The 13,400-nt window shown below is 53.8% G+C and carries 9 protein-coding genes and 1 pseudogene; 1 reads left to right on the forward strand and 9 read right to left on the reverse strand.

All coding sequences use genetic code 11. The features are described from left to right. Nucleotides 1–55: 55 nt before the first annotated feature. The 9 genes and pseudogenes from V0288_RS23955 to V0288_RS23995 all read right to left on the reverse strand — a co-directional run. Nucleotides 56–751 (reverse strand): annotated as a pseudogene (locus V0288_RS23955) (RRXRR domain-containing protein); the annotation flags it as partial. Nucleotides 752–778: 27 nt separating this feature from the next. Beyond that, entirely contained in the window at nt 779–1,924 is a 1,146-nt protein-coding gene (locus V0288_RS23960) for an IS4 family transposase (RefSeq protein WP_332867713.1), read from the reverse strand. Nucleotides 1,925–2,233: 309 nt separating this feature from the next. After that, nucleotides 2,234–3,526 carry an ABC transporter substrate-binding protein gene (locus V0288_RS23965; protein WP_332867714.1) on the reverse strand — a complete coding sequence of 431 codons (1,293 nt, stop codon included), beginning with the start codon at nt 3,524–3,526 and terminating at the stop codon, nt 2,234–2,236. A 197-nt stretch (nt 3,527–3,723) separates the two neighbouring features. Continuing rightward, nucleotides 3,724–5,448 carry a diflavin flavoprotein gene (locus V0288_RS23970; RefSeq protein WP_332867715.1) on the reverse strand — a complete coding sequence of 575 codons (1,725 nt, stop codon included), beginning with the start codon at nt 5,446–5,448 and terminating at the stop codon, nt 3,724–3,726. Between the two features lie 160 nt (nt 5,449–5,608). Further along, entirely contained in the window at nt 5,609–6,130 is a 522-nt protein-coding gene (locus V0288_RS23975; RefSeq protein ID WP_332867716.1) for a phosphate-starvation-inducible PsiE family protein, read from the reverse strand. A 246-nt stretch (nt 6,131–6,376) separates the two neighbouring features. Then, nucleotides 6,377–8,101, reverse strand: a complete 1,725-nt coding sequence (locus tag V0288_RS23980) for a diflavin flavoprotein (RefSeq protein ID WP_332867717.1) — start codon at nt 8,099–8,101, stop codon at nt 6,377–6,379. Nucleotides 8,102–8,647: 546 nt separating this feature from the next. Continuing rightward, nucleotides 8,648–8,776, reverse strand: coding sequence for a transposase (locus V0288_RS23985; RefSeq protein ID WP_332867721.1), 129 nt, complete (start codon nt 8,774–8,776; stop codon nt 8,648–8,650). A gap of 31 nt (nt 8,777–8,807) precedes the next feature. Beyond that, nucleotides 8,808–9,119 carry a transposase gene (locus V0288_RS23990; protein WP_332867718.1) on the reverse strand — a complete coding sequence of 104 codons (312 nt, stop codon included), beginning with the start codon at nt 9,117–9,119 and terminating at the stop codon, nt 8,808–8,810. Nucleotides 9,120–9,335: 216 nt separating this feature from the next. Continuing rightward, nucleotides 9,336–11,132 carry a bifunctional serine/threonine-protein kinase/formylglycine-generating enzyme family protein gene (locus tag V0288_RS23995; RefSeq protein ID WP_332867719.1) on the reverse strand — a complete coding sequence of 599 codons (1,797 nt, stop codon included), beginning with the start codon at nt 11,130–11,132 and terminating at the stop codon, nt 9,336–9,338. Between the two features lie 934 nt (nt 11,133–12,066). Between V0288_RS23995 and V0288_RS24000 the strand changes: the two genes are divergently transcribed. Then, nucleotides 12,067–13,191 (forward strand): aldose epimerase family protein, encoded by a 1,125-nt coding sequence (locus V0288_RS24000; RefSeq protein WP_332867720.1) that lies wholly within the window; start codon nt 12,067–12,069, stop codon nt 13,189–13,191. Nucleotides 13,192–13,400: the final 209 nt, after the last annotated feature.

A 13,400-nucleotide genomic window follows, 5' to 3' on the forward strand; every position in this document is an offset into this window, starting at 1 on the left:
TTACTCAATTATGAACTGGCACACTCTTCTTGATTCGTGCAGGAGGTCTATTGAAAGAACGTTCGGATTTCTTCTTCGATTTCTCTAGTCCTAGATGTTTTCGGAGATTGGCGGTCTGCCACCCGAAACGGGCATGAACCGTCCCGAATTTTTCTAGTTGTTCGAGCGCCCATTTCTGTCTGACCATCACGGGGGAAAATCCTTTTCCCGCTCTGGCTGACGCTCTTCCCGATGTTAGATCGACATCCGCTCTGACGTACTTGAAGTAGATATCGCTAATCGGGAAGATTTTCGAGAGTTCGGAGACGACCCGAATTTCTAGTTGACGGTTCGCCCGGATGGAAGGGGCTAATTTGCCCTGTTTCCGATTCGAGAACCGTTTCTGTCGGTGCGCTCTTTGTGGTACGGGAAGTTTCCGATCGATCCGTCTCCCTCTCCGCCCCCGCCGCATTAATCGGCGATTATCCATTCGCTTTCCGACTCTTTTGAAGGGTAGTTCTAGGTGAGCCGTCCAGAGCGTGAAAAGGGAGGATACGACACCGATTCCCGTGTAGTTCTTGCCGGGGTCGATGCCGACCGCGATCGGTTGGGTTCGGGTGTCGCTCGGCGGTTCGAGTAGTTGGACGTAGAATTGTCCGAGGTCGTTGAATTTACCGCTCGCTTTGTCAGACTGAATCCACCGTCTCGCCCGACTCGCTTTGGTCGGCATTAACGGTCGATTTTCTCCGGAAATCACGGGTACTCTTAACATAAGGAGCTGACGGGGTGACAAGGAAAGCTACAAAGCAGATAGGATAAGGCTTGCCGCCCTCATTCCCCGTTGATAATTAGCCCGTCTCCCCGGACTTAAATTCATTAACGCCCGCATTTCTACGTCGAACTTCTGTAGGGATTCCACCCAAGAGAGCGCGTGTATTCCTAAATAAAAGTCACTGTGTCGTCGTTCAGTACGTTCTTTCTCTTTGACTCGTCCCACGTACTTGGCATTTCCTTGTTCCTTAATAATCTCTCCAGAGAAAGTAGCGGACGCGTAGGCTAAAGTAATCAATAAAATCAAGGTACTCAATCGATGTCCGGTCAGAAGAGTGTCTTCTAGATTATAACCGCCACTTTTAAAATCCCGAAACATTTCTTCGATACCGAAACGTTTTTGATAAGCCAGTAGAGCGGCTTCTAGAGTATCGAGATTCGTGAGAATAAACCATCCTTCTTTTGCGGTCCATCCTCGGTACTTTCTTTTCCATTTGCCCGCCAGATTCACCGGTCCGAATCCGTTAGTCTTAGTGATTTTCACTCCCGGTAAATAGAGCGACATCCCCGGTTCTACCCCTAAGTCTTTCAGCGTTAGCCAAATGTCTTTTTCTCTTTCTACATACTCGTTTTTCTTCAATCTCAAGCAGAAATATGTGTTCTTCTGGCATTTTAGCCATCCCGCTAACCCTACACCACAGAATTCTCTGTCCCCTAAAACCACCTTATTATAGTCGGCGAATAACGGCAAAACTCGGCTCAATAAAGTTTTTTGGATTTCGACATCACTATTTCCTACATCATCTAATAATTCCCAATAGAGCGGGAGCGCTCTTCCCGCAATAATCACAGCGATCATCATCAGATTATTTTTTTTCCATCGGGTTCGTTCGATCGCGATATACAGGGTCTCCTCTAACGGAAAAACCATTCGTAGATAGCCCGTGATTATCGGTAGCCAAATATTTTCTATGGTTAAATTCGGGGAGTCTAAAAATCTTTGCAGTTTCCGTCTCCGACTCTCCCATAAAATCGGTGAGGGAAATTTATTCGCTAATTCCTCTAAACGTACCCATCTATAAATGGAGAGCAATTGTACCAAGACCGAGACGATCAGATATTGAGTCTTGGTCAGTCGGGTGACTAGATGTTTTTGGTAGATTTCTGGTAACATTTGATTGTTTTAGCTGAAGTTGCTGTCCTGGCAACTTCTTTTTTTACCATACTTCGCTCAACTTTAGGCTGGCTCTGGCTTTGAACTTTCTTTGTCACCCCGTCAGCATAAGGAGATAATCCTCAAGAGTGGAGTTTTAGTCCCTTCGCCCACCGCTAGAAACATGGCTTGGCTTTACCCAACGCCCGACCAATCGGGCTTAGAGATAATCCGAACTAGGGAAGTTACGGCGCGTCTGTGGCATCTAGCGGCTCTACGGGCTATTCACCTCTTACGTTGCCGGAATTGGTTCCAGCTATCCTCGCCGTTCTACGGCGAGGTTGGTGAAGAGTCTCGGTAGCCTTGATTGTCTTGAATATCGAGATCGATCGTCTCGACCGCTTTATTCAGGGCGATCTCGACCGGGAGGGCGTGACGGATATCATCGAACGCTCGCCCGAAAGCGTCGGTAATGACCGGGTAGGCGGGAGTTCGCGGACGCGGGACACCCCGCCGGTCGAGAAGTTGGGAGGCGAAGAGACGGAGGGGGCCGTCTTTCGCGTACAGGGGAGAGCGGACGATCGCCCGTTTCGTGCCGGGGACGGCTCCGTTGGCGGAAGCGAGCGCCAGTACCTCGTCCGGTTGGAGGAGAAATTCTAGAAAGCGCGCGGCGGCTTTCGGGTTCGAGCAATTGGCGGTGATCCCCCAAGTCCAAGATCCCTGGCCCGTTTTCGATCCCCTACCGAAATTCGGGAGCGGTAACACCACCAGATCGTCCCCGAACGCGTCCGCGTAATCTCGGTAAACCCAGTGACCCGACCAAGAGAGCGCGACCCGACCGCCCACGAACGCCGCGTCATCGATATCGGGATCGACGTATCCCTTCTGTATCCACGATTGCAGGCGTTCCATCGCGGCGATCGAGGCTCGACCGTTAAGAACCCCGCGGGCCGATCGGTAATGACGGCGATCGATCAGATCTCCCCCCGCGGACTGTAGGATCGGGGAAAACGCGTAGGTGAACCATTCTCCCTGATAGTTCAGCTTGAGATCGAGAACCTGCCCGTCGGGATCGTTTCGCGCGAGCGCTTCGAGCAGGCGATCGAATTCTCCCGCCGTCCACGCTTCCCCGTTCGCGGTCGGAATCCTCGCTCCCGCGGCCTGTAAGAGACCGCGGCGACCGTACAATCCGAGTCCGGAGTCGAAGGTTCCCACCGAATAAAGGCGACCTTTATAGGTTCCCCCCTCGTCGATCGAGGGAAGTAAATCCTTACGGACTCGGGCGGGAAGTAGTTTGTCTAGCGGGATGAGGTTCTTCTGCCAGACGTAACTATAGACGAAGGGGCCGTCGAATTCGAGAAGATCGGGCAGTTCCCCGGCGATCGCCGCCGCTTGAACCTGCGCGTTGTACGAGCCTTCCGGTAAGAGGGTAAGTTGAACGGCGATATCCCGATTCCGGGCGTTAAATCGCTCGACCTGTTTCTCGATCACCTCGCGTTCCGCGCTCTGACCGGAGTGAACCCAAACGTTCAGGGTCCCCGGTTCCCGAACTCTCGCGCGACAGCCGACGAGCAGGAGTACCAGAAGGGCGATCACGATCGGCCGGCGGGAGTTTACGAACATGATTTCGGGAACGGGTATCCGATCGGTTCGACACGGCCCGCGCGGGATGAACGGGCCGTCGGTTTGTCAATCATGCAAGAGAACCGAAGCTTTATCCTCTCCCGATCGAGAGATTCGCGCGAGTACACCCGTCCTGTACGAAACGTCCTGTACGAAACTAGCCCGGTGGGTTACACTTGCCTAACCCACCGGAAAAATCACCGATCGATCGCCGTGATACCGTTCGTGTCGAGAACCTCCCCGCGCTCGATCGTGGCGTAGAGTAACCAGCGATCGCCGCATTGTAGACGCTCTTTTACCGTACATTCCAAATAGGCCAAGCTCTGCGTCAGAATCGTGTTGCCGTTGTCCGCGACCCGCGTTTCTAGACCGACAAACGGATCTTCGCCCGTATTGGCGACCGTCGTGAAATGTCTCCGCAGATTCCGCCCCTCTTTGAGAATATTTAAAACGAAAGTCGCGCCCGGTTGGATCAGGTGATCGGCGGATTGTTCCCCGGCGATGGCGATCATGATGCCGGGAGGGTTAAAACTAGCCTGGGACACCCAGGAGGTCAGAAAGGCGGTCGATCGATCGCCCGGTTTGGTGGTGAGGACGCAGAGGGAACCGATCACCCGCGCCGCGGCCCGCGCCGTGCGATCGAGCGCGCCATCGGTGAGCGTTTGCCGGGGAACGCGCGTTTTTCGGGCTTTCTTGAGCGTTCGGGCGAATTCCGCCCCTATCTCGTATAATTCGGCGAGGATTTTCTCCGTGGGACTGAAACGGGCCGCGATCGACTCGAAGCCGAGTTGATAGTTCGCGTCTTTCAGTTTCGTCTCGATCTGGTCGATCGCCTCGCCACTCCAGCCGTAGGAACCGAAAACCCCGGCCAGCTTGGTTTTCGCCGCGGTCGAGAGAACGATCCCCAACGCGGTCTGGATCTGGGTCGGCGCGTGGCCGCCGAGGGTGGGAGAACCGATAATAAAGCCGTCGCAAGCCTCGATCGAGCGGGCGATCTCCGCGGGGTCGGTAAACTCGCAATTCATCGATTCTACCGCCACATCGTGGTCGAGCAATCCCCGCTCGATCGCCCCGGCCATGGTCGCGGTGTTACCGTAGGCGGACGCGTAGAGTAGCGTCACCCGTAACGGGCGCGTTTTCTGTTCCTGACACCAGTAACGGTAATCGTAGGTTAGACGACTGAGGCTGTAACGGACGATCGGCCCGTGGGCGGGAGCGTAATAGCGCGCGGGGAATTCTTTGACTTTATCCAGGGCGATTTCCACCTGTTTCGACTGTGACGCGTGGAGACAATCGAAAAAGTAGCGGCGATCGTCATCGAGTTCTTTCCAGTTTTCATCCCAGAAGAGATCGCTACAGACGTGAACGCTAAAGAATTTATCGCTGTAGAGAACGCGGGTACGGCGATCGTAACAGCAGAGTCCATCCGGCCAGCGCGGGGTAGGCACGGGGATAAAGTCTAAGACATGACCCTGGCCGAGATCGAGGGGTTCGTCCGATCGAATCCCCTGAATTTTCCGATAGGGAAAGGCGTTTTTTAGGGTATTAACCGCGGATTTAGAGCAGAGGAGGGTGATTCGGGGCGCTTTCGGGAGTAGGGCTTTTAAAGTGGCGATACGGTTAGCGTTGACGTGGCCGAGGATAATATAGTCGAGTTGTTCCAGGTCGATATAGCGCTCGATCTCCGCGAGATAGATCTCGGTAAAGGATTCACCGGGGGGATCGATAATCGCGGTTCGATCGCCGCGGATCAGATAGGAATTCGCGGTCGTTCCCCGTTGGCGCGCGTATTCCACTTCAAATTTCAAGCGATCCCAGGTTCGAGAACGGGAAACCCAGGTATTATCGGTAATTTGAACGGTTTGCACATCGCGGGGGCGATTTTGCAGGGCGGGGGTGGGAATTAGGGTAGAGAGAGACATGGTGAATAGGGGGGTAGGGGAATCGGTAGAGATTTTGTGGCCGGTCCGTACACTCGCGCGTTTACATCCGATTTCTGTACGGGAGAGAATCCGATCGCCGGTTACGGTCTGTCGTTAAGCGGGGTGGTTTTTTCTGTACGGGAGAGAATCCGATCGCCGGTTACGGTCTGCCGTTAGTCAAGGTATTTTCTTTGAGATTTTCTTGCATATCTTTGATCCGGTGTTGCTGACGGTAGCGTCGAGAAACCTGTTGTTCGGGATCGATACCCTCGAAGGTAGGGGGAAGCCAGACCCGGAGAACCATCAGCGCGCCGAGTACCAGCAAGAAAGCGCAAGCGGCTAACACCTGAGTCCAACCGGTTTCTAAAACGCCGCGCACGATCACTTCGCGGAGGACGGAAACGATCGAGACTTCCACGGCAACCCCGATCGAGACCCGTTTCTCTTGCAGGTAAATAATTAACAGTCGGAATAATTCCACCAAGATCAACAGGAATAGAATATCCGCCGTGATGATGCGAAACTGGATAGGCGGTAGAAGTGACATGAACATCTCCCACACTTCCAACGCCATGAAGCTAAACAAACCGATACACAGACAGATGACGATCAGATCCTGAACCATTTCTAGGGTTTGAACAACTCGACCCATGAGCGAGGGGGCTTTGATCGGTTCGTACATGGAAAATCTCCTAATCGATAACGGTGGGATAGGGGAGGTGGAGAGCTAGGGAGCGGGAAATAAACCTAGAAAGGATGTAGTTTCGGGAAAAATCAAGAGTTTCGAGAAAGTTATCCCGATTCTGGAAAATGAGACGACGGAGCAAAATCCCGAATCCCGTAGGGGCGAGAGTCTCGCGCCCGGCCTGTAGCCGACATTTCCGGAATCGGTATTCTTCCCTACTCCCTACTCCCTACTCCCGCCCCCTTAATAGTGATTCCCGACTTTGCGGTGATGGACGGCGGTGGACGCGTCGAGACGGGCGACTCTTCCCGCGCTGACGGTGCAGTAAACGATCCAGTGATCGCCACAGTCCATGCGGCTCGTGACCTCGCATTCCATATAGGCGAGCGCGTCGGCGAGGATCGGCGATCCGTTGGTGGCGTTGTAGGTTTTGACGCTCGCGAAACGGTTCGCGCCCGGCGGGAAACGCTTGAGGAAATGTTTCATCAGCCCGTGATAGTTATCCTCCGCCAGAACGTTGAGAACGAAGGATTCGCCCACCTGGAGGAACGCGGCCATCGCTCGCTCTTTGGCCACGGCGATCGCTACCCCGAGAGGGCTAGAACTGGCGCGCGTGACCCAGGAAGCCATCATCGCGCTCGATAGCTCGCCTTTTTGAGCGGTAATCAGGTATAAACCGGTGCTGATACGTCCGAGCGCTTTTTCTAGATCGTTATCGATCGCCTTGATCTGTTTGATCGATTTCTCGCGGGTTAACCATTGACCGAGATCGGTTCCCGCTTCATCGGCGATCAGTTCGATCGCTTCCGTGGGCGGTTCTTTGACGAGAATCGGCGGGAAAGCCTCGATAATACCGATTTCCTGTAATTTATTGCGGAGGGGGAAGATCGGTTCGTCCTCACCGCCGCCGGACTCGAATAGGCCGATCGCCTGTTTCCCGTGTACCGCGGCGAGAATGGTACTGAGGATGGTGTGGGCGAAAATTCCCGACTGGGGGGGCATTCCGATGACGATCCCTTTGGCCTGATCGACCAATTCCCGAACTTCTTGGGGTTCCGCGGTGTTGAAATCGACGAGTTCGATCGCTACCCCGGTTTTGCTTAACCCCTGGCCGATCAGATTGGCGATCGATTCGCTGTACCCGTAATCGCCCGCGAAGAAGACGGCGACGAGAGTGTCCGCGTCGGTTTGTTCGTGGCTCCAGGTTTCGTAACGTCCCACCCAGTCGGGGATGTGGTGTTTCAAGAGGGGGCCGTGGCCCGTGGCGATCGTTTGAAGGTCGAATTTCTCGATTCTCTTGATCGCGCCGAGTACCGATCGGGCGTTGGGACGCATGAGACAATCGTAATACAGTCGGAAATCCTCTTCGAGTAACGCTCTCTCCTCGTCGAAGGTGTGGTCGTCACAGAAGTGCATCCCGAACGCGTCGCAGGTGAAGAGAATGCCGGTTTTCACGTCGTGGGTGAAGATCGTATCGGGCCAGTGCAGGTTCGGCGCAGAAACGAACTCTAGCTCGTGACCGTTCCCGAGGTCTAATTTCTCGCCGCTTTTGACGATCATCTGTTGGAAAGGGCGATGCACCATATTTTCGAGGAATTGCACGCCCACTTTCGCCCCGACGACGGTGACATTCGGGGCTAATTCCAAGACTTCTTTCACCAATCCACTATGATCCGGTTCGGTGTGGCTGATGATGAGATAATCGAGGCTTTGCAGATCGATTAATCGGGTTAATTCTTCTAGATATAATTTCTCGAATTTGCGATGGGAGGTATCGATTAGGGCGGTTTTCTCTCCCCGAATAATAAAAGAATTATAGGTCGTGCCGTTATTTAAACCGAACTCGATATCGAAGCGATCACGATCCCAATCGAGGCAACGGAGGGCGATCGTTTCCGCCCCGATCTCGATCGATTGGGTGGTTAAACGGCTGATCTGGCGAGGATTGACTGTCGTGAGCGCGACCATAAGATTTCGTTGTTAAAGAAATTGGGAGAAACGTGAATTTTCTTAACACTTATCGTCTCTCGCTTTTCGAGATTTGTAAAATACCGATCACTCAAGTCAATGATTAATTAATTTTATATGTACTTTTATCTATGATTGGTGCGATTAATAATTTCCGGGGTCGGCACCGCGATCCTTTCCGGGTTGTCGCGGCGATTTTCACCGTCACTCTACCCTGATGGTTCCGATCGGGCGGCGACGCGAGAGAACGATTTCCCCCGAGACATCCCCCGAAAAAGGAAATAAATCTATATTTTTCGGGCGAACGGTGAAAATCCCTCTCTAAAAGAGAAAATTAGGGGTTCTTCGGAACGGACGGAACACTCTCGGACAGGGGCGAAAATCCCTCTCTAAAGGAGGTTCGCGACGCTCGCGGTTCATTGTTAGAAATTAGGAAGTAGATTCGAGGGTTATCGGGATCGATCGCTTTCTATGAAGAATTTCTGGTTGATCGGTTTGTTGTTGTGGGTCGTCGCGTAGCGAGAATGCTCGATTCGGGAGATATTCTTAAGCCGAGAAGAATTTCTGGTCGATCGGTTTGTTGTTGTGGGTTGTCGCGTAGCGAGAATGCTCGATTCGGGAGATATTCTTAAGCCGATCGATTATAGTATCGATAATCCAGCGTTTACGGATAATAGCTTCTCAGTAAGGCGTATTATTCGATTTTTCAGGTTTCGACGAGGTTAAGCGAAAAACTCGATCTCGCCGCGAGTCCCTCGAACATTCGGTGCGAGGAAATACGACGATTCTGGCAGGCTACCAGACGGGTAGCGTCTAGAAAGCCGATCCCCGTACACTCTCCGAAGCAACGCTTGAGATATATACGGAGAGGTAACAAGGTCGAGGGTATCCATTCAACAAAGCGTTGATAGCCGGGCAATCCGGGGAACGCGTCCCGCCAGTAGATACAAACGTGGTTGAGATAGTAGTGTTGGAAGTTTCGGGTTTGATTTGGGTGGAAAGTGACCAGGATGGTCATTATTTCGCTTAAACAGAGACTTCTGGCTCGTTTCCGAGTTTCGATCCCTTGACCGAGTAGCCGGGAGTACCAGTGAGGTTCAAATTATTGGCAGAAATCATCGATATCACGGGATCTGGCTTCTAAACTAGACATAGGACGGGGATGCCGGAGCGTTTCGCTTCTTTCAGCTTATCGCCCCCTCCTTTTCTTCTCCCGAACTGACGTTATTGTTATTTAAGATTTCGGGGGAACACTCGCGATCCGAAAACCGATCTCGTCGCTGGCCCGACCGAAGTGACGGCGATACGCGGAACGGCAGTACCTCGGAATAGAACTCCAAGACCCCCCGCGGATTACCCGAGTTCTCGTATCGGCGAGCAGTACCTTTAAATTGGCGAGAAGATCTCGATAGAACCCGTCCGGATATTTTTCATCCCATACTCTCCCGTTATTCGGCGCGTCCCAGTAACTCTCGTGCCAGGGATCTAAACACCATTCAAAAACGTTCCCGTGCGTATCGTGTAAACCGAAAGCGTTCGGCGGAAATATGCCTACTTCGGTCGTTTCTTTGCGATAAGAGCCTTTTTCACCCGTACTGTAAGCGTAATTACCATCGTAATTCGCGATCTCTGTCGATAGGGTTTCCCCGAAATAAAAAGGGGTCGTGGTTCCGGCCCGACAGGCGTACTCCCATTCCGCCTCGGCGGGCAATCGGTAGGTTTTTCCCGTCCGCGCGGACAGTCGGGCGCAAAACTCCAGACAATCCTGCCAGCTTACCCGCTCCACCGGTTTTCCCTCTCCCGTAAAGTAGGAGGGGTTCGTCTCGATCGATTTTCCTTCCGGGGGTAAACCGGCTACCGCTCTCCATTGGGCCTGCGTGATCGGGGTTCGGCTGAGGTAAAAACCGGCTATTTTGACCCGATGGAGCGAGTTTTCCGTTTTATGCCGCTCGATTTCTTCCGAGGGCGACCCCATGAGAAATTCCCCCGGCGGGATATAAAGCATCTCTATCGAACCTAACCATTGTCCCGTCGGCGATCGGAGGATTTCCTCGTAGGAATCGATCGGGACATTTTTCGGGATGCTGTCGGAAGAGGGGGCCGGGATTTCCTCGGGGGAATCGATCGAAACGGTTTTCGAGGGGGCCGGGGACGGGGGTAAGACCGGGGGAACGACGGTTTTCGAGGGGGCCGGGGAAGGGGCTAAGACCGGGGGAACGGGAAATGCCGGGGTCGGGGAGTCGAGAGCGGAGAGAGCCTGCCGGGCTGTCCACCGATTCTGGCGCTCCACCTGTAAACAACCTAGAACGATCGGCCGGATCTCTTCGGGGAGAGAGGGCAATTCTAGATCGCCGTTCATCACTTTTTTTAAAAGTTGTGCCGGCTCGTCGAACCGGTAGGGCAACTTTTTCGCCGTCATCAGTACCAACAGGATTCCTAACGACCACATATCCCACGCGGGGGAGATGTGGCCGTCGAAAGCTTCCGGGGGCATATAGGCGATCGTGCCGACGGGATTAGCGGTTCGATCGTGATCGCGATCGCCTAGCCGTCGGATCAAGCCGAAATCCGATAGTTTCCAGCACTCTTTAACCCGCAAAATATTGGCGGGTTTCACGTCCCGGTGTACCTGATTCCGATCGTGTAAATAACGCAGGGCCGCCAGCATTTCCCGGAGGAACTGCCGGATCTCGTCGGGGGAAAAACTTCCCCGGAATAAACGTTTCTCCAGGCTTCCGTCCGCCAACTCCATCGCCAGGTAGAGCGTGTCGGTATCGAGAATCGTGCATTCTCCCGCCGAATAGCTACGGATCAGGTTCTCGTGTTCGAGATTGACGGCCGCGATTAATTCCGCTAACTGTCGCTCGTCGTTATTGGGCATGATCTTGATCGCGACCTGCCGTAAAACCCGATCGCGAACCACCTCGCTCGCCCGAAACACTCCCCCGAACCCACCGACCCCTAGCAGATTCTCCAGGTGGTAATGGCCGATTTTTTGCCCCTCTAGCAGTCGATAAAATGTGTCTTTCATCTTCCAAGTGCCGGGAATCAATCTCGAAAAAGGGGAATTTACCGAATTCGTTTTCCGATCTCCGGTCTGACGATCGAATTTCTCGAAGGCTCCGTCCCCGAATTGTAGCTCGTTTCCCGAACGTTTCCGCCGTTCGGGCGAGTATACCCTGAAATGAAGCGAGGGTTAAAAAGATTTCGCCCTCCCGTTCGATCGGGGGCGAATTCTTCGAGCCGTTTCTCGGGAACGGAAACCCCTTCTCGAACCTCGCCCGGATTGAGGGGAGGCGATGTTCTCGACCGGTTAACCTTTCCGCCAGAAATCCCCGCTCGGTCAAGCGCGCTATCGGCTATCGCGATCCGGCTCTCCTCGATACGGCATCACCGTAATAATACCAATTTTTCCCGATTCCGCGAGAGTTAATCGGTTCCCGCTTCCCTACCCCTCGATCGAGAGCGTTTCCAATCGATCGAGGGCCGACCGAACGGCACGCTGTTCACGTCGTCTTAATCGATAGCGGGAAATTGAACGGGCTGTACCACCCCATCGAGGGTTCGTCGCCCTTTCCCCCGATCGAACCGCCGACAGCGAGGGACGCGGGCGGGACTCCCCTATCAAATCGTCCGTGCCGAAAATTCCAGAAATATCTAGATAGGGCGAGTAGCGTTCCGGAAATTTTAAAATTCGGTCGAAAACGTGTATTCGGGTTTCTCCGGTGATCGGTCAATCCACCGAAACCCGAGTTACGATCCTGACAGCGATCGAACTCTCCACCCGCCGGGGACGTTAGACCTCTCGCGGAATTCAAAAATTGTCGCGTGGTCAGAGAATCAGGAGCCAAGAGAAGCAATAAAAAATATTATCGCTAGAAATTTCAGAGAACATCTATTTTTCTTGTATAAATTCGGTTTTTGAAGTTTTTAGAGCCTCAGAAACGAATTGTGCAAGAGGTCTGTTGAAGGGAAACCTCGCGGAATTGCCCGATTGGATTCAAGTTATAACAATGACCCTCACACATCCCGAACCGCGCGCCGCGCTGAACGAAGCCTCCTTTCGCGCGACACTTGCCGGCAAAGAGACCCGATTGTACTGGATCGGCGGCGACAGGCTTACGGCCGCCATCACCAACTACGGGGCCCGACTGGTCACGCTGTACGTTCCCGACCGCGACGGCACCCCGCGCGATGTCGTCCTCGGGTTCGACAATATCCAAGATTACGAGAAAGACGGAGATTATCACGGTGCCATCGTGGGGCGTTACGCGAACCGCATCGCCCGCGGACGATTCTCGCTCGACGGGAAAGACTATACCCTGGCGATCAACAACCCGCCCAACCACCTTCACGGGGGTTCCGCGGGTTTCAGCGCCCGCGTGTGGGAAGTGGTGGAAACCTCGCCCGAGGCCATCGGTCTCCGCTACCTGAGCGCGGACGGCGAAGAAGGGTATCCGGGCAATGTCGCTCTGACAGTCCGTTACTCGATCGAGGGCGATACGCTGTCGATCTCCTTCGAGGCGACGACCGACGCGCCGACGGTGCTGAACGTGTGTAATCACGCCTATTGGAACCTGAACGGACAGGGAATCGGCTCCGCGATGGAGCATACCCTTTTTATCAACGCCGCGCGTTTCACGCCGGTCGATGAGTTTTTGATCCCGACGGGAGAACTGGCCCCCGTGAAGGGAACGCCTTTCGATTTCACGACACCGACAGCGATCGGGGAACGGATCGACGATCACAACCGACAACTCGGTTACGGTGACGGCTACGATCACAATTTCGCGCTTGTAGATCGCGGGGAAGATCGCTCTCTGGCGGCCGTGGCCGTCGGCGATCGGAGCGGCATCGAGATGGCGATCTATACCACCGAACCGGGCCTTCAGTTGTACTCCGGAAATTACCTGCGGTCCCTGCACCGGCTTAAATACGGACTCGCGGACGATCGCCGGTCCGCGTTCTGCCTCGAAACGCAACACTTCCCCGACTCGCCGAACCGGCTGGAATTTCCTTCCGTAGTATTACGGCCCGGCGAGACCTTCCGCGGGCGCACGGAGCATACCTTCAGGATCGCTCGAGATTGACCCGTACCGGTCAATCTTGGTCGGATTTCAATACCGATCGGATAAGGCCATTTACCCGTTCACGAGGGTACTGAAACCTTCGGGATTCCGTAGGCCTCGACTTTAGACTAAAAAAAGCAGGTCAGGAATACACCTGAACTGCATTTCGGGAGAGAATACAGAGACCTTGCAAATCTCTTTCTCCCTGAATGACCTTAGACCGATTGAAA

The sequence above is a fragment of the Pannus brasiliensis CCIBt3594 genome (assembly GCF_036688125.1).
Classification (GTDB): domain Bacteria; phylum Cyanobacteriota; class Cyanobacteriia; order Cyanobacteriales; family Microcystaceae; genus Pannus; species Pannus brasiliensis.